At 60.9% G+C, this 21,314-nt stretch carries 13 protein-coding genes and 1 pseudogene; 2 read left to right on the top strand and 12 right to left on the bottom strand.

Translation table 11 applies throughout. From position 1 onward, the window contains the following. The 3 genes and pseudogenes from MFF26_RS23205 to MFF26_RS23195 form a co-directional block, all read right to left on the bottom strand. On the bottom strand, window positions 1-1,326 hold a 1,326-nt coding region (locus MFF26_RS23205; protein WP_238308628.1), incomplete at its 3' end, for a calcium-binding protein. A 1,123-nt stretch (window positions 1,327-2,449) separates the two neighbouring features. Next, window positions 2,450-2,822 (bottom strand): annotated as a pseudogene (locus MFF26_RS23200) (transposase); the annotation flags it as partial. A gap of 118 nt (window positions 2,823-2,940) precedes the next feature. Then, window positions 2,941-3,675: an FkbM family methyltransferase gene (locus MFF26_RS23195; RefSeq protein ID WP_238308627.1), complete on the bottom strand. Its 735-nt coding sequence runs from the start codon at window positions 3,673-3,675 to the stop codon at window positions 2,941-2,943. Window positions 3,676-4,133: 458 nt separating this feature from the next. Between MFF26_RS23195 and MFF26_RS23190 the strand changes: the two genes are divergently transcribed. Then, window positions 4,134-5,540 carry a right-handed parallel beta-helix repeat-containing protein gene (locus MFF26_RS23190; RefSeq protein ID WP_238308626.1) on the top strand — a complete coding sequence of 469 codons (1,407 nt, stop codon included), beginning with the start codon at window positions 4,134-4,136 and terminating at the stop codon, window positions 5,538-5,540. On the opposite strand, the gene MFF26_RS23185 is transcribed toward MFF26_RS23190, so the two are convergent. From MFF26_RS23185 to MFF26_RS23165, 8 genes are all read right to left on the bottom strand, one after another. After that, complete coding sequence (locus tag MFF26_RS23185) at window positions 5,537-6,685, bottom strand: glycosyltransferase family 61 protein (RefSeq protein WP_238308625.1); 1,149 nt, start codon at window positions 6,683-6,685, stop codon at window positions 5,537-5,539. The genes MFF26_RS23190 and MFF26_RS23185 overlap by 4 nt on opposite strands. A 150-nt stretch (window positions 6,686-6,835) precedes the next feature. Beyond that, window positions 6,836-7,786 carry a glycosyltransferase family 92 protein gene (locus MFF26_RS23180; RefSeq protein WP_238308630.1) on the bottom strand — a complete coding sequence of 317 codons (951 nt, stop codon included), beginning with the start codon at window positions 7,784-7,786 and terminating at the stop codon, window positions 6,836-6,838. 181 nt (window positions 7,787-7,967) lie between these two features. Continuing rightward, window positions 7,968-8,876, bottom strand: a complete 909-nt coding sequence (locus tag MFF26_RS23175) for a class I SAM-dependent methyltransferase (protein WP_238308624.1) — start codon at window positions 8,874-8,876, stop codon at window positions 7,968-7,970. 369 nt (window positions 8,877-9,245) lie between these two features. Further along, entirely contained in the window at window positions 9,246-9,503 is a 258-nt protein-coding gene (locus MFF26_RS26680) for an integrase core domain-containing protein (RefSeq protein WP_373324528.1), read from the bottom strand. Next, window positions 9,398-9,721, bottom strand: a complete 324-nt coding sequence (locus tag MFF26_RS26675; RefSeq protein WP_373324527.1) for a DDE-type integrase/transposase/recombinase — start codon at window positions 9,719-9,721, stop codon at window positions 9,398-9,400. The genes MFF26_RS26680 and MFF26_RS26675 overlap by 106 nt, the downstream gene beginning before the upstream one ends. Window positions 9,722-9,841: 120 nt before the next feature. Then, window positions 9,842-10,084 carry an IS3 family transposase gene (locus tag MFF26_RS26670; RefSeq protein WP_373324526.1) on the bottom strand — a complete coding sequence of 81 codons (243 nt, stop codon included), beginning with the start codon at window positions 10,082-10,084 and terminating at the stop codon, window positions 9,842-9,844. Continuing rightward, window positions 10,081-10,347 carry a transposase gene (locus tag MFF26_RS26665; protein WP_373324525.1) on the bottom strand — a complete coding sequence of 89 codons (267 nt, stop codon included), beginning with the start codon at window positions 10,345-10,347 and terminating at the stop codon, window positions 10,081-10,083. Before MFF26_RS26665 ends, MFF26_RS26670 begins: the two co-directional genes overlap by 4 nt. Window positions 10,348-11,401: 1,054 nt before the next feature. Continuing rightward, window positions 11,402-16,879, bottom strand: a complete 5,478-nt coding sequence (locus MFF26_RS23165; protein ID WP_238308623.1) for a beta strand repeat-containing protein — start codon at window positions 16,877-16,879, stop codon at window positions 11,402-11,404. Window positions 16,880-18,034: 1,155 nt separating this feature from the next. Between MFF26_RS23165 and MFF26_RS23160 the strand changes: the two genes are divergently transcribed. Beyond that, a complete protein-coding gene (locus MFF26_RS23160; RefSeq protein ID WP_137831740.1) occupies window positions 18,035-20,032 on the top strand; it encodes a M10 family metallopeptidase C-terminal domain-containing protein in 1,998 nt (665 codons plus the stop codon). A 155-nt stretch (window positions 20,033-20,187) separates the two neighbouring features. On the opposite strand, the gene MFF26_RS23155 is transcribed toward MFF26_RS23160, so the two are convergent. Next, window positions 20,188-21,210, bottom strand: coding sequence for a hypothetical protein (locus MFF26_RS23155; protein ID WP_238308622.1), 1,023 nt, complete (start codon window positions 21,208-21,210; stop codon window positions 20,188-20,190). Window positions 21,211-21,314: the final 104 nt, after the last annotated feature.

The raw sequence follows: 21,314 nt of genomic DNA, 5'->3' as shown, positions 1-21,314 counted from the left end.
GGTGTCGGAGCCGGCCCCGCCGATCATCGTGTCGGCGCCAACCAGGCCATTGAGGATGTTGGCGCCGCTGTTGCCGGTGATCGTGTTGGCAATGGAGTTACCGGTGCCGTTGATAGCAGCTGAACCGGTCAGGGTCAGGTTTTCGAGTTCCTGCCCACTCATATAGAAAGAGACGGAAGACTGGACGATGTCAGCGCCCTGGCCATCGGTCTCGATCACTATGTCGAACGCGTTGTCCACCACGTAGGTGTCATTGCCCAAGCCACCCACCAGGAGGTCCGCACCCGTCCCGCCTTCCAGAGTGTCGTCACCTGCTCCTCCAGCGAGGCGATCGTCGTCGTCACCGCCGAACAGGATGTCGTTGCCTGCTCCACCTACAAGATTGTCTATTCCCGCCGCTCCCAAAAGGGCATCATCACCGGAGTCTCCAAACAGGCGATCCGATTCTGCTGTGCCCCCAATTACATCGTTACCTGCAAAACCAAAGACGGGATTTCCGCTGCCATCAGCGAATAAGCTATCTGAAGCCCTGCCGCCCGTTATATACGATATGCCAGCGGGTTTGTCTAAAAATCCATAATCAAATCCAGTCGCCTGCGTGGCTGCTACGACTAAATTGTTAAACGCATCTACCTGTGTGCTTGCTGCTGGAAGCAGCGCAAGTTTCCGATAAAAATTTGAATATGCTTCAATACCAAAATCTTCGAACACTTGGTACAGGACAGATGCAGCTAGATCAGCCGCGCCCCAACCATTATTACTTGGGACACCCTGATATACACCGAGAGTGTTTGCAATAGTGTAAGACGAACCTGAAAGAAACGTTTGTATCAAATCTTCCAAAATGGAGATTTTGAATTCATCGAAAGTGAGGCCGTTGAACGTACTGCCTGAAACACCTGCTTCCTGCATCGATATAAATCGGTTGACAATCGCGAAACCAGTCACGAAAGGATCAAAAGCCCCTAACTGATCTCCATAGAACCAAAAATTGCGCCCTAACTCATAGAATAACGTTTGATCGAATGTATTGCTAGCTGAAACCTCATCGTATAATTTATTAAATGGTGCATTCGTTATTTCAATACCTGTAAAACCTAAATATCCTATAGCACTTGCGCCGCCTTTGAATGCGCTCGGGACTTGAGCAATGGACGCAATACCACTGTAAACAAGATACGGATTTGGTTCGCGTCCAGTGATTTGAGCGTAGATGTCATATCCATCGTCTAATTTGTTAATTATTTGCTCCATTACACTGCCGTCAAGGAAATTGGAAGCTGTTAGCAAAGCGACATTTCTTCCCAACCACGGATATAGCGTCAACGAGTCCCCGTCATACGACGTATAGTTTACGGAAGGTCCCGGTATTTTCGTCACAATCCCCCTCCCCATACCTCAGTGAAAGCTTGTTGTAAGCGGCGGAATTTCCGCTGGTCTAGGTCCAGTAGCTCGTATCTTGCACCTGCCCTAAGCCGTCCGCCTCTGAAATGAAGTCGACGTTAGCTTGAAGGATGGACCTGCCACGGCTGCGTCAGCCAATCCTGGATTGTTCATCGCTTCCTCAAATTCTATCATCAAATTATGCCCGAACTGAACTCTGATCTCGTACGCTGTCAAGGCATGGACGTGTAGCGCGTCGAACACATCTGGCAACGAGAAGGGCTCGCGGCTCCTGCTCGTCATCCAAAACGGGCGTACAGCTAATCACGGCCCGACCCTGGACTGGTGCGGACTTCCCAGTACGCGGCAGCTTGCATTGGTCTCGGGGGGCCGCTCCAGAACGGCGCGAAGCCTGTCCATACGCAGGCCCAATGCACCGTTCGAAAACCGAGGCATTTAAGATGCGCTACCACCTAGCAAGCGAGTGATTAGGTCAACTTCCACCCAAGGCGGATCCTGCACAAGTTAAAATTTTGACCGAGCTGCAATCTTCATGAGGCCAGAGGTCGTTCGCGTCGAAACTCACGACCGAGACGGCAAAGTCATTATATGCCCCCGGCCCGGCGCCCAAAATAGCCTCATTCGCATAGAGAAAATATGCAGAGGAAACTACTGTTAAAGAAACGATACATTCGTTCGAACCTGCAGTATTGACCAGCTACGCATGCGTTTCGGTATAAGGCCAAAACCTGCAGCGCGATGCCTCAAAAGCCGATGATCATCTCCAAATTTTCACTAAGTGCGCGGTGAGATTGAGGTAGATGTAACCCAATTAGATTATGGGGCGGCAGCTCGAGCGTGACGGCGCCCACCGCCATGATGGTATGTCGGCGAGAGGACGTGCCCCCTCTTACCCGCTTTTGGGCTGTGCCCCGATTTCGTCCACCGACGCTCAAGAGAATAGAGATTGGGCGGGGCGATCTCAACTGGGCGCCGAGCGTCAGGCCGGAAGGTGTCTAGGGGTCTCGGCGGGAGGCCGTAACCCCTCCTACCCGCTTTTGAGCAGAGTCTCGAATTCGACCATCCGGCAGCAGGCCAGGAGCCGGCACGCCCGCCGCTCGCTTATCTCGAAAACCGTCCGAAGATGCGCGACAGCCTCTCACTGGACAGCAGGCGTCACCTTTTTCCCCAGCAGACCTTCAGCGCGGTGTTGTCGAGCATCGCCTCGGCAAGCAGCTACTTCAGCTTCGTGTTCTCGTGCTCCGAAGATCGCAGGCGCTTGACTTCACCCGCATCGAGACCGTCGAACTTGAACTTCCAAGCCAAGAACTTCGTCTCGTTCAGCCATGCTTCGGGCACAGATCGGCCACCTCCGCGCTCGCCTCGTCCTCCTTCATCACCCCGCCGATCTGCTCTTCAGACACAAGATTCCGCTTCATCCGTTCGGTCCTCGCAAAAAGCCGAACTCAATTTCTATCCGGATCAGTATTTTTTGGAAACGTCACCAAAATTTACTGTAGCACTCAGGATCAAGCTGGATAAAATCTGGGAGCCACGTCAGTCGACCTCGATGGCCGCATGGCAGTCATACCAGGTCCAGCCGACAGTCCGGTGCCGCTTGATCTCCAGCAGAGTCTGGAACAGATCCTTAATCTCGTTGAAGGAGAGCCAAGCCGGGCCGGGCAGTTCGCGCCCGAACGGACCCGACGTGTGTCTCCAATCGGGCTTGGGAACATAGGTCCCCTCGAGTGGAGGGTTGCAGATCGGAAAGGAGCGTACGGCGCCCTGGTCCACAAGTTTGAAATGTCGGTAGCCGAGTTCGTGGAGCGCCACGATCGGTTCCAGTGTCTTGCTCTCGGCCGACATGTAGGGCGGAAGCGCCTCGGCTCCCGACACCGACTTCAGGAAGTCGATCTCTCCACCTTCGATGTCGATCTTGCAGTAGCGTGGCACACCGTGTTTCGTAACTAGGGTCGGCCAATCCACCGTCTTAACCGAGAAGGAACGCTGAGAGTCCGCAAATTGGGCCTTGTTGCTTTTGCGAAGAGAGGACGTGCCCTGCGCAGCGTCATTCCTCCAAAGATCGACCGCCATACCGGCCGTGTGAAAGGCGGCGGCGTTGAATAGATCAAGGCGACCAGCTGCGATCTCGTGGGCGAACCGATTTCGCAGCGCAACGCAAATTACTGGATCTGCCTCAACGCCGACGACGCTGAAGCCTTTTGCAAGATAGTAGGCCGTGTCGTTCCCCTCGCTCATCCCCAGATCGAAGATCAAGTTCTGGTTGATCATTGCGACATACCACCATCGTTGCGGGCCGTTATGCGGGGAGACCCATGTTAAGAGCAGATCGGATAAAATTTTAAGAAGAGTTCGGGAAAACAAAAAGATCGCCCGACTGGTCGCTCGTACCGATCTAATGCGAGTTGTCAACGCGAGACACGACGGCTCCGGTGCCGAGAGCCAGCATAGCCCCTTGGTCAGGGCTTGCGCGATTCGATCGGCCCTGCAATGGGCGCGTCGCCCTCCCCTATCACGGTGACCTCCGCTCAGCGGCCCTGCAGCAAAGACAGCCTGCGCCAATAGATTCGACAGTGACGCGTAAGAAGCCAACAACGTAAGACCTCAGACCGATACGCTAGTTCCTCCCGAACCTGAATTAAGCTATACGCTCTTAATACGCTGCGGCTGTCGACCTCGTGCACATACCCTAATTTGAGATGTCGCGGTGCATCACTGGACGACCCTTTATGCGCAAGGACTCAGTCTCCTCCGATCTGCACGATCCGACAAGGCGGAGGCTCCTCGGCGCGGGCCTTAGCCTCGCGGCATTCACCGCCACGAAAGGCGCAGCGGCCTTCTCAGAGAGCGTAGCGCCGGCCGGTCCTGCCTACCTCCGTCTAGCTCGTGGCACCGACGCCGACCGCACCGAACTCCTTGCTGTCGAAAACTTTGGAGCCAAAGGCGACGGGTGGGCAGCAGACGACGAGGCCTTCGGGCGGGCGGTGGCCTACATGGCCGAGAACCGGCGGCCGGTTCGCCTCACGGACGGAAAGCGGTACGTCTTGAACCGCCGTCTCGCCATCCCCGATGCCGGTGGGCTGGTAGGCAGCGGCGGCGCTACCATTTTTGTGCCCGCGGCCTCGTTCAACAATCGCGACCTCTCGGTTGCCGGACGTTACGGCGATAACGCCGTGGTGCTGGACCTGTCGGGGTCGAAGCGCGATCCGTCGCAGCCGCGCGACACGCCTGTCCTCCGCGGCTTCAGAATAGAATCAGAGCGAAAGACAAATCGCTGCGTCAACGCGGTCGTTGCCCGAAACGTCCGCAATCTCGTCATCGACGCGCTCGACATTTCCGGCTTCCCGCTGGGCTGCGGCATCAAGGCAGCCTCACTCACGGGCAAGAACCGCATCACTCGAAACCGTATCCATGACTTTTACGACGATAGCGTCTGGCCTGCGCTTCCTCAGATTACCGGGATTGAGGTCGACAACGACACGGTCGCCGGCGTCTCGTCATCGGGAATCGTGATTGCCGAAAACACCATTTTGAACATGACCGTCTCGCCGGAATTCTTCAAAGCGCACGGATACCAGACCGACGGAATCAATCTGCTGCATGTATCAGATTACGTTATACGAAAAAATCACGTCGCAAACGTAGGCGAGGGTCTCGATATATTTGGCATCACCGGCCAGATCACAGATAACACGGTCACAGATTCGTATTTATTCGGAATCAAGCTGATTCATGGCGCATCCGACAACAACGTCACTGACAACATAGTTCTTCGCTCCGGCATCGCAGGCATCGTAATCGTTGGGTCGTCTCGCGGTCAGGCGAACACAGCGCGGAACACCATTAGCCGAAACACCGTCAAGGAGGTCAACGCCCGACGAACCTATGACGGGTCGGACACGGCCTGCATTCGAACCGGCAATGGCAGCGAGGGGGGAGGGATTGCGACGGACAACATCATCGAGAACAATGTTCTAGATCCGGGCGGCAATGGGAAGTATGCCTACGTTCGCGGCGGAAGCGGCTACAACGACTGGATTGACAACAAAATTGTCAGGCCCGGCTTAAAGCAGATCTCTGCCAATCCACTTCGGGAGACAGGCACGGACACTTTTGAAATGGTGCGGACCCCTTAGAACTTGGACTCGAGATAGCTCTTGATCGCGTCCACGTCAGGAATGACCTCTCGTTTTCCTGACGAGCTGCTGTAGCGGCCCGCTTTGACGTAATCGGTAGTAAAGCCCTTGATCGCCCCAATAAGAAGAAAACGCGCACTCAGGACTTCGTTTCCAGCAATCAAGATCATCTGCCCCGAGTAGCTGCGCCGAGAGAACAAGGCAGTGTGAAAAGCCGAACCTATGAATCCAGCAAGGATTGGAGCGGTATTAAAGATCTTGATCTGATCTGAAAGGGTTAGCATTTCCGGATAAATAACTTGAAATCCACGACTACGGAATATAGCCTCTACCTGATCCTCATCGCTGATGTCACGGAGCCGTTGTTGAAGCCGAGATCGGCTGAGATAGACTGGCCGCGTTTGTTCATCGGCGTGGTCGACAGCATGCGTTACGTCAAGGTGAGGAGTGTCGGCGTTGTCGAAGATCCTGTATCGCGTCTGGAAGGCCGGCTCCGGCACAACGACTTTTCTGAACCGCACTGGATACGAGGTGATCTCTGGCGGCAACGACCCCAAATTTAGTTTTTCATTTATAAATTTAATAAATGGAATTTTTGCCCGATCAGGCGATCCGTGGGGCAGGAAGACGCGCATCAAATCGCTTGGAAGCGACCGGTTCGCCCATAGCCGACTCATGCTATCGGTCAGAAAGTGGCCGTAATGCCGCGTGTACATCCCGAAATATAAGATAGGCCTATCTATCGTGAGAAATCCGCCGTAAAACTTCCGAAGCGCGGACGGGTCTACTAACAGCGGACTATTTCCGTCATTCGCAACTGCCGATCTTTCAATATCTGCAGGACGGACCGGCGTATTGGGGCGAAAATACCTAGATTCGGTTCCTGGAATGCGTTCGCCGTTGTCCTGATAAAGACTAGAAAAGCCCGGATACATCCAGACATCATTGAATGTCATTAGCTCAGGCTCAACGCCTTGCGGCATGATCTCTGCGCATGATAGATCGCGCTCGATCTGATGTGCATCGTAATTACAAAGATAAGCGTTTGGAAAACCGGGAGCAGGTATTCTGGTCGTCATCTTTGCCTCAGGTGCCGCTTCAGCAGGCACCGCGCGTCCAAGCGAAACATGCAGGATGCGCAGCACCCTTGGGTGTTGGTTTGACAGCTACTTACAAACACTTAAAATTCATTGAGGTGGATCCGACGCAGTCGGCGACACTGCCCCAATACGGACGACGCAGCACCTTCCAGCTATCGACTCGGCGATCGCAGATCAAAGTTGTTTCGATTGTTGCTAAACGCTTTCGCCGCCGGATGTCGATATCTCACGGGCAACTGGCCGTATTAAAGCAAGATTCGACTTAATTTCTGTGAGGACATTAGGAAATAGATAAGGAATGACGGGATCAAGCTCGTCGTTCGTGTCATTCTCAGCAAAATTATCAACCCGAACCACATGGGCTTTTGTCGCCCTTGGGCGAGCAAGTTTTTCTAAAAAATGAGCACGAGATCGGGTAAAGTAATGATTAATGCGAATAATGTCCTGCCCGGAAGGCGAGAGAGTTTTGCCGGGTTTCCTCCAGGAAGGCAATTCAAGCATGGGGGTGTAACATTCGCTCCCGTCCTTCAAGCTAAAATAGTGCGGATTGATCACTCGATCGACCTTTTCTGGGCGGACAATCATCTTAACATGACAATTGATCGACAGGCCCAGCGGTCCTCTCCACAAAAACGATGCCGTGACCGAACCCGCTGGGAACGCCACGTACCCCGAAGATCCATAGCAGACCCAGTGGATAGCGACCGCAGAAACCGGCCCGAGTGAATCTAGAAACTGTCCGATCGTGCGATCCTTGACCGGAACAATGAACTCATCACTGTCGATGAACGCCATCCATTCGAAGCGTTCACCGAAAGTATCTAATGCATGGCTGTAAGCTTTGTTTTGAGGACTAATCTCCTCGTCCCAGGGAACGACAGTCAAATCTACCTCAGCGAGGGCAGCGGCTCTCCGTGCAACCTCGCCCGTGCTATCGACCGAACGGTGATTGTAGAGGATGATGGCGTCGAAACCGATCCGCGCGTGGTATATAATCCATTCACCGATATCGCGCGCTTCATTACGAGCAATACAGCAAAGCGCCGTTCGTTTTGTCGGCTCGGCCGTGCCGAGTGCGTCGAGAGGCGAAGGCGACAAATCGATTTCTCCCGTTGTTGCATATGAGCAAATGGCAACCCATACCATATCCAAGCATACCGCCGCTCATACAGCGAGCGCGTCTCGCTCCGCCAGTATCGACAACTAGCAAGTCTTGCACGACGAAGGGAAGCTGAAAGCAGTCACGGGTAGCCGACTGCACGACCGCCATACCCAACATCGCACTTGGGTGAAAGCGCCCGCTTGGCACCGTATCCTGGCCCGTTGCCTAAGCAACGGACTCGCGAAACGCCCAGAGCAGGACCCGCCTTCCGTTTCGTTCGTTGCGATCTTCGACCCTGCGGATGTCAGCGAAGCCGTGACGACGGCAGATGTCTTCCAGGTCCTCTACACGTAGCCATTTAGCATGATCGCGAAGTCCCGCAAACGGGCTAACCGTATGGGCTTCCTGCTGCAGCTGGTAGCGGTAGATGCGGCCAGCGACCGTATACGTCCCATCGACGTGCTCGTCGTCAAAGGCGACATGTGTATCGAGGATGATCGCTTGCTTCGTTCGCGGCAGAACAAGGTCGAGATGCTCGACTGGGTTAGTGAGGTGATAAAGAACACCGATATGATGGAGCACGTCCCAGAATTGCGCTAGACTGTAGGGTGGCTCGCCTTCCAGGTCCCAAAAAAGAAGCGGCGTAGTCTGCCCATACGCCCAGAGGCGTGCCATCGTCTTCACTATGTTCTCTATACGCCCGTCAACGCCCGTAACTCGTGCCCCTAGAAGCAGGCAGCCAAGGGTGTGGATACCCTCGAAGCAGCCAATCTCGAGTACGTGCTTTCCTTTGAGCGGTGAAAAGCGATCGAACTCGCGAATGCGATTGTCGATCAACTTACCGAAGTTTGCACGCTTCGTATTGCTCCAGGCGCCCCCGACGATCCGCCCCCGACGGTCCGTCGTCATCGCTGCCCAAGGTAGAAGCTTATTGAACGCGTCCAGGGTTGTATCGTCAATCTCGTCCAGCCGGTCGCCTGCTAGGGCCAGAGCGTGCTTGTCGCGCTCTAGCGCTTGTGCGGGCTCCGGACGCGGCGCCGCTTCGTAGGAAGCCGCGAAGTCCAAGGCCGCTCGGCTGATTGCTTCAGCCGACACCTGCCTGGCTTGCGCGGAGGGCGCGCGAAGCAGGTCCATCATCGCACGCTGTAACTGAATCCTATGGTCCACGATGGTTCAGCCTCTGTGGTTCTCGACCAAGTCGGTCATCGGAATCGACAGCTCCTTTATGGCATCTCGCGCTGGACCATATTGTGGCCTTCTGACCCTGTACATCCCGAAGAGCTGTCGCACCACCACGGGGCTGCGGCTCCTTGCTGTGGCCGCAGCGCCGCCGAGCAGTTGGCGCCGCCAGATCGGGCGTGGCGCCGAACTCCGAAATGTAGCCGCTCACTCCATCAAGAATCGCCGCCAATGACGGGCGCAACTTGATCCGCCCCACCGAAGTGGTCCGCCCTAAGGTATGGCTTGTAGGCCGTAGAGTTGACCCGGTTTGTGGTCCGCCACCTATGCAATTTCTTGGGCTGTGACAGCTTGGTTGGCGAAGGCTCGAGGCGTCAAGCCGCCCAGGGCCGTGTGGGGGCGGTCTTCGTTGTAGTGACACCTCCAGTCCTCGATGCGCTCGCGGGCATCGGCCAGCGACAGGAACCACGAGGCGTTCAGACATTCCGCCCGTGGCGGCCGTTGAACGACTCGATGTAGGCGTTGTCGGTCGGCTTGCCCGGTCGGGAGAAGTCGATCTCGACCCCGTTCAGGTAGGCCCACTGATCGAGCATACGACCGGCAAACTCCGGCCCATTGTCCACCCGTAGGCTTTTGGGCCGACCCCGCAGCTGGGCCAAGGCGTCGAGCGCCTCAGTCACCTGGAAGGCGCGTAAGTTGGCTCTTGGTGTGAGCGAGAGCGCCTCTCGCGTGTGGCAGTCCACTACCGTCAGAATTCGGAACGGACGCCCGTCGAACAGGCGGTCGGACACGAAGTCCATGGCCCAGACCTCATTGGGACCACCAATCACAGGCCGCCCTAGCCGGTAGCGCCAGGCCCGTTTGCGCTTGGGCAGCTTGGTCCGGATCGACAGCCCTTCGTCGCGGTAGATCCGGTACGTTCACTTGTGGTTCACGGCCCAGCCCTCCCGCCGCAACAGGATGTGCAGTCGCCGGTAGCCATAGCGCACCCGTGCGGCAGCGAGTTCCTTCAGCCGCATCCGCAGCGCCACCTGCGGATCAGAGCGCTTGCGGTAACGCTGAGACGACCGGCCGAAGCCGGTAGCCTGGCAGACCCGTCGCTCGCAGATGCCGTAGGCCACCTGCAGGTGGCCGGCGACCTCGCGGCGAACGGCGGGCCTCACCACTTTCGCTTGAGCACGTCCTGCAGCATGGAGCGGTCCAGCGTCAGGTCGGCGACCAACCGCTTGAGCTTGCCGTTCTCGTCCTCCAGCTGCTTCAGCCGCCGGATCTCTGGCACGCCCATGCCGACGAACTGCTTCTTCCACCGGTCGAACGCCGGCTCGGACATGCCCATTTTCCGGCAGACCTCGTCCACCGTCGCACCGTTCTCTGCCTGCCGCAGGGCAAAAGCGATCTGCTCGTTCGTGAAGCGTTTGCGAGACATGGCACCCGCCCTCCTTCAGGGTTCAGGATGCCCGAAAAACTTGCGCTCGGCGCGGACCAGTTGGCTGGGTCAAGGTCAAGAACAGAGCCCGAGCGTGGAACAGGTCGCGCTGCTGCTGCGCCAGATTAAGGTTCAGACCGCGCGAGGCAAGAGCATCGCCGTCGAGTGCCCCGATTTCGTTCACCGACTTTCAGGAGGATAGAGATTGGGCGGTGCGATCTTAATCGGGTGCCGAGAGTCTGGCCGGAAAGTGTCTAGGGGTACCGGCGGGAGGCCGTAACCCCTCCTACCCGCTATTGGGCAGTGTCCCGAATTCGACCACCGGCACGTAGAGAAATAGAGGCCAAGCGACGCGATCTCAATCGCGTGCTCGGCAATCTGCTGTGTTGCAGTGCAGCTATAGCGAACTCTGGGATTGCCCTGTTTTTGTAAACACAGAGTGCGCTTTCGCGTGAGGTGTTTCCCGATGCTCGAGAGCCGCCCCCCTTACCCAACCGCGTTACGCAGCCAGAGTCTACGAGCAGGAGACTGCCCCCAGGGGCGTCTACGATGAAATCTACTTAGCCAAGTCCTCTGACCATCCACCAAAACGGGGTGATCCCAAATCCATTTGTCATCATGCCCACCCCGGCAGCCTGACCAAAACGGTACTGCCGTGTCCCACGCTGTCCCGGCAAATCCCGGCTGATCCCGCCAAATTCGGATATCCGCCGCCATTTAGCGGTGACATGCACACTGACGGGCTGCGAGGCGGCATGGCAACCGGCCTGGGATGGTTGAACCGCCGCGCTATGATCGGGGCGGTATCCAGCCGGCACGAACGGGCGGCGGTCGCGGATCGCCGCGCCTTTCCTTGGTCGAGGAGGGCCGGGCGGTCCGCACAGGCCCCCTCCTCCGCGGCACGCCTCGCCGTCTCCGGAACGCGCCAGCGAGCGTGGTTCGGGGATGGTCAGGCGTGAGCGTCGCGTCGGATCCCTTGCCCCTGCCCCGCCGACCGGGGATCGCGGCCACGGCCCGCCCCCGAGCGCCAGGCTCGGGGTGCGGGCGCGGATCGTTACACGATGAAATCGACGTCGATGGCTTTGAGGAAATCGGTGGCTGCCATGCCGGTGGGCACCGTGAAGACGGCCACCGCTACGGCCGCCTGGCTCCCCGCCCCGTCCGCGTCCCAGGACAGCGTCTTCGATGAACCGTTGAAGACGAATGTCGCGTGCGACCGGCTCGCCGCCGCCCCGTACTCGAAGTAGTCCGCATTCAGATGACCCGATGCGTCCACGCCGTGACCGACGCCGAGACCGTAATCGCTGGCGCGAAACACGAGTTTGTCCCCGGCCGCACTGTTGAAGTCGAGGATCCGGTCGGTGCTGTCCGCGCTGGCCACGCCGAACACGAAACTGTCGGCGCCCGCTCCGCCGGTCAGCGTATCCTTGCCGCCGTCGCCGGCCAGGACATCGTCCCCCGCATTGCCGAGCAGTACATCGGCCCCGTCACCACCGGACAGAACGTTGGCGGCGCCGTTTCCGCTCAGCCGATTGGCAAGGGCATTGCCCGTGCCGTGAAGCGCCGCCGTGCCGGTCAGGGTCAGGTTCTCGACGTTGGTCGAGAGCGTGTAGTCGATGGCGCTGTTGACGAGGTCGATGCCCGAAGGGTCGTCACTTTCGTCGACCACGTCGCCGGCATTGTCGACATCGTAGGTGTCGTCGCCGGCGCCGCCGCGCATGAGGTCAGCGCCCGCACCGCCGTCGAGGCGGTCGTTGCCCGCGCCGCCCACCAGCGTATCGTTCCCGGCGACACCGTAGAGAAAGTCGTTGCCGCCACCCCCATCGAGGATGTTGGCCGCCGCGTTGCCGCCCAGCTTATTCGAGAGTTCGTTACCCGTGCCGTTGATCGCCGCGGTGCCGGTCAGCATGAGGATCTCGACCTCGCCGAGCACGTGCGTCCGGTTACCGAGGTCGAAGCTGATCGAGCTGAGGACGCGGTCCGCGGCACCCGAGCCGTCGCTCTCGTCGACGACGTCGCCCACGTTCTCGACCGTATAGGTGTCGTCGCCGATCCCGCCACGCATCGTGTCGGCGCCGGTCCCGCCATCGAGCTGGTCGTTCCCGCCCTCCCCATAGAGCACGTCGTTGCCGGCATAGCCCAACAAGACATCGTTTCCGGCGTCACCGTACATGCGGTCGTCGGAGGCCGTCCCTCGCAACATGTCGTCGCCCGCGGTGCCGGCGATCCGTGACGTCGCGACGGTATTGATCGTGAAAACGATCTGGCCTCCGCCGCCCGTATTCCCGGCACTGTCCGCGTATGAGGCGCCCCCGACACTCACGAGCCCCTCGCCCGCGTAGTCGGAATCGGGGGTGAACAGGGCCGTGTAGGTCCGCTCGCCCACCTTGGCGAACCGCCCCAGTTGGCCATGGCTGATCGATACGCTGTCCGACGAGAAACCCGAGATGGTCTCGCTGAACTGAAAGGTGAGTTCGCTCGTCTCACCGGCGGTGAGCTGCGCGTCGCTGGCCGAGATCGAGAGGCTCGGCGCGAGCCGGTCGAGGACGAAGCTCAGCGAGGTCGTCGGGGAGGCGTTGCCCGCCGCGTCGGCCTGGGTCACCGTGACGGTGTGGGCACCGTCGGCGAGCGCCGTCGGATCGTAGGTCGTCACCGCGACGCCATCGACCGTGTAGCGCAGGCTGCCGCCCGGCTCACCGGCGGCCACGACCACGGTCGCGTCCCGGGTGACGCCGTCGCTCGCCGAGGCGCCCGTGTCCGACCCAAGCACCAGGCTCGGTGCGGAGGGTGCGGTCCGGTCGAGGACGAAGCTCAGCGAGGTCGTCGGGGAGACGTTGCCCGCCGCATCGGTCTGCGTCACCGCGACGGTATGGGTGCCGTCGGCGAGCGCCGTCGGATCGTAGGTCGTCACCGCGACGCCATCGACCGTATAGCGCAGGCTGCCGCCCGGCTCACCGGCGGCCACGACCACGGTCGCGTCCCGGGTGACGCCGTCGCTCGCCGAGGCGCCCGTGTCCGACCCAAGCACCAGGCTCGGTGCGGAGGGTGCGGTCCGGTCGAGGACGAAGCTCAGCGAGGTCGTCGGGGAGACGTTGCCCGCTGCGTCGGTCTGCGTCACCGTGACGGTGTGGGCACCGTCGGCGAGCGCGGTCGGATCGTAGGTCGCCACCGCGACGCCGTCGACCGTGTAGCGCAGGCTGCCGCCCGGACTGCCGGGAACCGCGACCACGGTCCCGTCCTGGGTGATGCCGTCGCTCGCCGAGATGCCCGTGTCCGACCGAAGCGCTAGGCTCGGGGCGGGCAACGACCGGTTCAGAACGAACTGAACGTCTGAAGCTTTGAGGAAATCGCCGGCGGCCATGCCGGTGGGGATCGTGAAGATGGCCACCGCCACGGCGGCCTGCCCTCCCGCGCCATCCGCGTCCCAGGACAGCGTCTTGGTGAGGCTGTTGAACACGAACGTCGCGTGCGAGCGGCTCGCCGCCGCCCCGTACTCCAAGTAATCCGCATTCAGCTGACCCGTCGCGTCCACGCCTTGACCGACGTTGAGACCGTAATCGACGGCCTTGAACACGAGTTTGTCACCCGCCGCGCTGCTGAAGTCGATGACCCGATCGGTGCTGGTCGCGCTGGCCGCGCCGAACACGAAACTGTCGGCGCCCGCCCCGCCGGTCAGCGTATCCTTGCCCTCATCGCCCGCAAGGACATCGTCCCCCGCACCGCCGAGCAGGGAGTCGGCCCCGTCACCGCCGGAGAGAACATTGGCGCCGGCATTGCCCGTGATGACGTTGGCCAGCCCGTTGCCGGTACCGGCGAGGTTGGCGGTGCCGGTCAGCGTCAGGTTCTCGATGGCCCCGATCGCCCGCGCCGCATCGCCGAGGCTGAAATCGATCGCGCTGTTGACGACGTCGGTTCCGTCACCGCCCGTCTCGTCGACGATGTCGCCCGCGTCGTTCACCGTGTAGGTGTCGGCGCCGGCGCCGCCCTGCATCCTGTCGGCGCCCAGGCCGCCATCGAGGCGGTCGTTGTCCGCCCCGCCGATCAGCAGGTCGTCCCCCTCCCCGCCCAGCAGGTAATCCGCCCCGGCATCGCCCATGAGCGTGTCGTTGCCGGCCATGCCGTAAAGGTAGTCGTTGCCGCCGCCGCCCGAGAGGAGATTGGCGCCGACATTGCCCGTGATGACGTTGGTCAGCGCGTTGCCGGCGCCGGCGAGGTCGTCGGTGCCGGTCAGCGTCAGGTTCTCGACGGCCCCGATCGTCCGCGCCGCATCACCGAGGTCGAAACTGACCGAGCTGTTGACGAGGTCGATGCCATCGCCGCCCGTCTCGTCGACCACGTCGCCCGCGTCGTTCACCGTGTAGGTGTCGGCGCCGGCGCCACCCTGCATCCGGTCGGCGCCCAGGCCGCCATCGAGGCGGTCGTTGTCCGCCCCGCCGATCAGCAGATCGTCCCCCTCCCCGCCCAGCAGGTAATCCGCCCCGGCCTCGCCCACGAGCGTGTCGGCCCCCGCGCCGCCCTGCAACGTGTCGTTGCCGTCGCCGCCCGTGAGGAGATTGGCGCCGGTATTGCCCGTGATGACGTTGGCGAGCCCGTTGCCGGTCCCGGCGAGGTCGGCGGTGCCGGTCAGCGTCAGATCCTCGAGGTCGCTCCCGAGCGTCCAGGAGATCGACGCCTTGACGAGGTCCCGGCCCTCCCCGGGCCTCTCGATGACGACGTCGCCGGCATCGTCCACGATGTAGGTATCGTTGCCGACCCCGCCGATCAGGATATCGGCGCCGAGGCCGCCATCGAGCACGTTCGCCGCGGCATTGCCGATGATGATATTGGCGAGCTCGTTGCCCGTTCCGTTGATCCCCGAAGAACCGATCAGAGTGAGGTTCTCGACGTTGCGGACCAGCAGGGTGGATGTGGTCGCGAAGACCGTGTCGATGCCCTGGCCGTCCTCCTCGGTGATCGTGTCGTTGGCGTCGGTGTAGTAGCGATCGTCGCCCTCGCCCCCGAACAGGGCATCGAAGCCGATATCGCCGTAGAGGATGTCGTTGCCCGCGCCGCCGTAGAGGGTGTCGTTGCCCCCGTAGCCGCGCAGGATGTCATCGCCGTTCAGGCCCGAAATGACGTTGACGCCGTTATTGCCCAGGATGACGTTGTCATCGTCGTTGCCCGTCCCGTCGATCGCGGTATTGCCGGCCAGGATGAGCTGCTCGACATTGACGTCGAGCGTGTAGGAAATCGACGTACTGACGGTATCGAAGCCCCCGCCCACCAGTTCCACGATCTGGTTGGTCACCACCGCATCGCTGTTGGGGCTGTGGTCGGTGATGATCGCGATCGTGTAGGTGTCGTCGCCGTTACCGCCGATGAGCAGGTTGCGCCCGGAGCCTCCGTTGAGGAGGTCCCGGCCGTCACCGCCGTAGAGGACGTCGTCACCGCGCCCGCCGAAGAGGACGTCGTTCCCCCCGTCCCCGTGAATCGTGTCGATGCCGTCGTCGCCGTAGACCGCGTCGTCGTCCTCGCCGCCGTGGAGGAGATCGTCGCCCGCGCCGCCGGCGATGACGTCGCGTCCGGCGCCGCCATCGACGCGGTCGTCGCCGCCGAGGCTCCGGATCACGTCGTCGCCCGCGCCGGGTGCCAGATCGTCGGCCGCGTCGGTGCCCGCCAGCCGCGGATCGGGAACGGGGGCGTGCCCGCCCAGCGTGATGGCGGCGGCCTTCGCCACCTCGATCGCCTGCCAGACGCGGGCGGCGCCGGTGAGGTGAACGTGGTCGATGAGTTCCAGGCTGAGATCGGAGGCGACGTAGTCCACGTCGGCCATCGCTTCGGCGGTGGCGATCTGGCCGGCCCGGATCGCGTCGAAGCCGGCCGGGAAGAGCGGCGAGGCCGCCAGCCCGCCGATGATGACGGGCGGGCTGCCCATATCGGCCTGGGCCTTGGCCAGGAGGCCCTGGAGCGCGCTCGCATACTCGTCCGCGGTCACTGTCCGCGCGCTGGCCTCCGTCTCGCCCTGCATCCAGAGAATGAGGTCGGCCGTGCCGCCGACCGCTTTCAGCTGATCGAGGGTGTTCTGGTAAAGGCTGCCGGGACCCTCCTTCAGCCAGTAGCCGAACGCGGTCTCGGTTCGGGCGAGGAGCGCCGTTCCTCCGACCGCGCCATCGACGAACGCAATCGGCGCACCGTCGAGTCCGGCACTCAGCGTGCTGGCGAAGGCCACCGCCCCGGCACCGGGCGTGGCGACCCAGTCGCTGCCGTTCCAGCGGAAACTCGGCACGGTCGCGGCCTGCGTCACGGGGTCGGTGAACCAACCGCGCATGTTGGACTGGCCGGTGGTCACGACGATGTAGCCGACGCTGAGATCGACCGAGGTGACGACGCCGCCACGGACCGTCTCAAGCTGATAGCCGACCCCGGCGGGGACGCCGGAAAGACTCGTCCCCGTCGTCCAGTCGACGACGACGACACCGTCCTTCGTGACACGCGCAGCGTCACCGTCGAACCCGACCTGTCCTGAGGCAGCGTCGACCCGAGCAAAAATCATAACTTTTGATCCAAAATTTTGTATCGATACCGTTAACGAATAATTAAGGCAGGATAGCGACTTGTAAAGCTTTCGCGTTCAAAAATGTAATCGGCGGCGAGCCTCGATCTACGTAGTTATCATTTATTGCAATCGCCGTTAGATTCCTATGCGAATAGACTTTTATTCATTGACGCGATTACAAGTACATTCCATAGCAACGCCTTAAACTGACGAAATCGAGCCAATCGCCCAATCAATATACGGGCTGGGTGATCCGAGAATGTCCGGAGCCCAGGAAGAAGATCCATCTATTTTCGGGATGATCAGGCAATCGCGCCGACATCGACGATCTTGGCGGACATCGGAGCTGCCCTCGATCGCCGTATTGGCGAGATATCGAAGGCGGTCGAAACGATATCGGCCCCGATCAATCGATCGCCGACTTGGCCGTTCGGCCTCGAGCCGGGGTCCGATCCCGCTCGTAAGCTCGGATTGGGCGCCCCGTGCACCCGGCGAGATCAGAAGACGCGCACGGGTCAGGTACCGTCCGCACCGCGCCGGGTCGCGGTGCGGACGTCCGGGGCCCACGCGCGGCGCTGGTTTTCACGGGGGCGACCATCGTCGGGCAGGACGGCGCGCGTTGGCGCAGGGCGGCAAGGCGCTCGATCCGGACCCTCGAAGGATCTCGGGGGCGGGACCCCTGCCCGGCCGAACGCATCACCGGCCCACGAGCCGCCAGGCTCCGGTCTTTGGTTCCTCATGGCCGAGACCGCGCAAAAGCCTCTCGAACGGCCCGGCCCCATAGCGATCCGTTGTCCGCCCTGAGCCATGGGTTGCCCTCACGACAAGGGTCGCGACCGCATCGTCCCTGCCCTGCGGCAGCCTCTGCGACCCTGCGCGATGCCGACCGAGTCCACGGCGGACGGCGAGTCATAAAAGCGTAGCGTCCGTCCGCTAAGACCTTGTTCAACCACAAGAAATTTTGTTAACCATTTATTAACTATGCCACCGGATGATTTATAAGACTTCGAAAGATACAAAAACACTAGATGCAGCAATGTTTAGATATTCACCGAAAGGATTCTTTAATAATTCGATTTAGCGTCCACGGAAGTTCACTGAAGGCATAAGCGCAGCGGGCGTTGAGCAACGCTGCCGATTGGGGCTGGTTATATGTACGTTGCTTCGGATCTCGCGGCCATCGCCCGCAACAACGGCCTTCAGAAGGTCGCTGGCGTCGATGCAGCGGTGGGCACGTCTCTGTCCAAGGGGCAGCTCAAGAGCTTCACCACCCTGAAATCGACGGATGGCGTCTACTACAACAAGGCCCTGAACACGCTCGCCATCACGAAATCAGGCGTGACCTTCGATGGCTACGACTTCCGCGGCGTGTCGATCAATGTGCAGGCCGACAACGTCACGATCAAGAACTCGACCTTCGACGCGTCGGTCGGCAAATATGCCATCAACGCGCTGACCGGGACCAAGAACCTCACCGTCGACCGCTCGACGTTCGACGGCCTGAAGCTCGACAATATCGGCTATGTCGACTTCATCATGTCGCGCGGTCACAACACCGTCCTGACGAACAACGCCTTCCTCAATGCGCCGGTCGACGCCATCGCGATCCAGAGCGGCACGATCAGCGGCAATTACATCGCCGGCGGATCCTACGCCACGGGTGCGCATGCCGACGCCATCTGGATCGGCAAGACGATCGGCTCGGTCGTCATCGCCGACAACGTGATCGACTGGCGCTCGCGCGCCGATGCGCCGACCGAGACGAACGAAGCCGTGCGGATCACCGGCGAGCTGGGCAACGTCTCGAACGTCCTGGTCAAGAACAACATCCTCCTCGGCGGCAGCATGACCGTCCTGGTGTCGGATGGCGCCACCCAGACCCACAATGCCGGCCAAGTCGGCACGGTCACCGGCGTGAAGATCGTCGAGAACGTCATCGACTTCGGCAAGTACGGCGACCTGAAGCAGACCTCGCGTCCCAAGGACATGGTCTACGCCGACAACATGCATGCCAGCGGACGCCCCGCGATCCCGGGCGCGGAAACCGTCGAGGCCCGCACCGACCTGTCGTCCCTCAAGAAAATCGACGCCGCCTCGGCCGCTGCGTCCATCATCGGCACCGCCAAGGGCGACTACATCAAGGGCGGCAGCGGCTCGAACTACATCCACGCCGGCGCTGGCGACGACGTCATCGTGGGCGGCGGCGGTCGCGACTCCATCACCGGCGGCAGCGGCAAGGACACTTTCGTCTACACGTCCCTCACGAATGACGGCATCGACCGCATCGCCGACTTCACGCAGGGGCAGGACAAGATCCATCTGGCAAACCTCGCCGGCGCCCCCAAGGACCATACGGATTGGCAGTGGCTGGAGTCGCGGAGCTTCACCGGCCATGACTGGCAGCTCCGCTACGGCTACGCGTCGGGCGCCACGACGATCGAGATCGATGCCAACGGTGACCTGAAGGCCGATTTCAAGCTCGAGCTGACCGGCAAGGTTGCGCTCAAGACGAGCGATTTCATCCTGGTCGAGAAAGGGTCTGCCCTTCCGCCCACATCGGGGACCGACGCACCGACGGCCCCTCCGGTAACGCCCTCTCCGGTCGAGACACCCAAGCCATCGGCGCCGACCAAGCCCGCCGAGCCCGCTCCTCCGGTGCAATCCGCAGATCCGACCCTCGTGCTGCAGGCGCCCTCCTCAGGGGGGCATGTCAACGGAAAAGCATCCGATGAATTGATCCTGGGCAGCGCGAAGGCGGACGGCCTCAGGGGCGGCGGCGGCGACGACGTCCTGGTCGGGCGGGGCGGCAAGGACATCCTCTATGGCGGGGCGGGCCAGGACACGTTCCGGTTCGAGAAGCTCAGCGACAGCCTGGCCGCCGGATCGGGCCGCGACTACATCGGCGACTTCGTCAGGGGCGAGGACAAGATCGACCTGCACGCGATCGATGCCGATGCCCTGACGGCGGCCAACGAGGCCTTCACCTGGATCGGTTCGGACACCTTCACGAAGAATGCCGGTGAACTGCGGATCGCATCGATCGCCGGCGGCCATCAGGTCCAGGCCGACATCAATGGCGATGGAAAGACCGATTTCGCGATCGATGTCATGACGAAGATGACGCTGCACTCGTCCGACTTCTTCCTGTAATTTTCGGCGTCGCGCAGAGATGAAAGGATCGCCCTGGATCTCGGGTCCAGGGCGATTTTTTGATTCTCGTGCCGCATCGGCATTTTCCGATAGCCGGTATTCCGGCTCTGCGATCCTGGGGCTGGTTTCGTTCTACGCAGAGCGCCCCTCGACGGTCAGTGGACCGAGCAAATGACTTCCGACATCTTTCTGCCTCGGTACTTAGCGTTGAGTTCGGAACTGGAGTAGAGTTCGTCGGAGACGAATAGGAAGGGTTTTCCTTCCACGGACGGCGATAACGGGATGCCGTTCTGGCGCAGCGTTTCCGTGACCTGCTTCTCGTCGCCGAGAACCGTGATCCCGACATGGATCGGAGGCGCCGTTCCGGGGCCGCGGCTGAACATCCGGCCCCGGTGGTTCCAGCCCTGGACCGTGATGACCGTCAGACCGTGGAATTCGATCCTGGTCCTGGGCTCGAAGCTCGGGATGCCATCAACCACCTCGACCGGCTTTTTGCCGATAACCCCGCCCTTCTGAAGCGCGCCGAGGACAGCCTCCGGCTTGAACGTGCTGTTGCATTCCAGAGCCCGCACGAGGCCATCGATGCTGCCTCCCGCTATCAGGGCGGCGGCAGGGCCAGCAGCTGCCGGACCATTGTCCCAACGTACCGGCTGAGCAGCCGGATCGGTGCGGCGGTCCTTGCCCCAGATGCCGTTCAGATAATCGGCATCGGCGAGTATGACGGAGTCGACCTTGGCGATCTCACCGAGCTTGCGACTGCCGGAACGGAGGGCCTCGATGTCGCCCTGACGAACGAGCGAGACGAATGTGACCACGGCGCCGGGGGTGTCGGCGATCTCGTAAGAGTTCGTTGTGGCTATCCCGTCGGCGGTTTTGAATTCGGACCGGGACGCATAAGAGAAGCCGTTGCTCCCCAGCCGTGCACGAAGCTCAGCAAGCGTTGTCTCTCCGAAATTCACGCCGGGATAGTCGGTCGGGCTCCCGGGTATACGCCTGCCCCAACTCGACTCGAGATACACGATCCGGCCATCGGAACGACGGGCGGTCACCGCGAGCTCGTTGCCATCGAGAAATACCCACCGCCGCATGCTGTAGGGTCCCATTTCCTGGGAAGCCGAGGGCTTCTGGCCGAGCGTCGACGTCCTGGCGAGGTCGTCTTTGAGCCTGATGCCCGACATGGATTGGGCTGCCGCTCCGCCGACACCTCCGCAGAGAGCGAGGGATAGGAATAGCCGCAGTCCAAATTGGCGCATTTCTAAATCTGTCCGGAGATTGATCATGG

Origin of the sequence: Methylorubrum suomiense, from assembly GCF_022179765.1 — a bacterium.
Lineage (GTDB): Bacteria > Pseudomonadota > Alphaproteobacteria > Rhizobiales > Beijerinckiaceae > Methylobacterium > Methylobacterium suomiense.
The sequence above is the reverse complement of the archived record's forward strand: the minus strand, read 5'-3'. Positions and strand labels throughout refer to the sequence as shown.

Excerpts from the sequence above, each read along its gene's own strand:
- MFF26_RS23195 (WP_238308627.1), bottom strand. The coding sequence starts at position 3,675 with ATGATCAACCAGAACTTGATCTTCGATCTGGGGATGAGCGAGGGGAAC.
- MFF26_RS23190 (WP_238308626.1), top strand. The coding sequence starts at position 4,134 with ATGCGCAAGGACTCAGTCTCCTCCGATCTGCACGATCCGACAAGGCGG.
- MFF26_RS23180 (WP_238308630.1), bottom strand. The coding sequence starts at position 7,786 with ATGGTATGGGTTGCCATTTGCTCATATGCAACAACGGGAGAAATCGAT.
- MFF26_RS23175 (WP_238308624.1), bottom strand. The coding sequence starts at position 8,876 with ATGGACCTGCTTCGCGCGCCCTCCGCGCAAGCCAGGCAGGTGTCGGCT.
- MFF26_RS26675 (WP_373324527.1), bottom strand. The coding sequence starts at position 9,721 with ATGGACTTCGTGTCCGACCGCCTGTTCGACGGGCGTCCGTTCCGAATT.
- MFF26_RS26665 (WP_373324525.1), bottom strand. The coding sequence starts at position 10,347 with ATGTCTCGCAAACGCTTCACGAACGAGCAGATCGCTTTTGCCCTGCGG.
- MFF26_RS23165 (WP_238308623.1), bottom strand. The coding sequence starts at position 16,879 with ATGATTTTTGCTCGGGTCGACGCTGCCTCAGGACAGGTCGGGTTCGAC.
- MFF26_RS23160 (WP_137831740.1), top strand. The coding sequence starts at position 18,035 with ATGTACGTTGCTTCGGATCTCGCGGCCATCGCCCGCAACAACGGCCTT.
- MFF26_RS23155 (WP_238308622.1), bottom strand. The coding sequence starts at position 21,210 with ATGTCGGGCATCAGGCTCAAAGACGACCTCGCCAGGACGTCGACGCTC.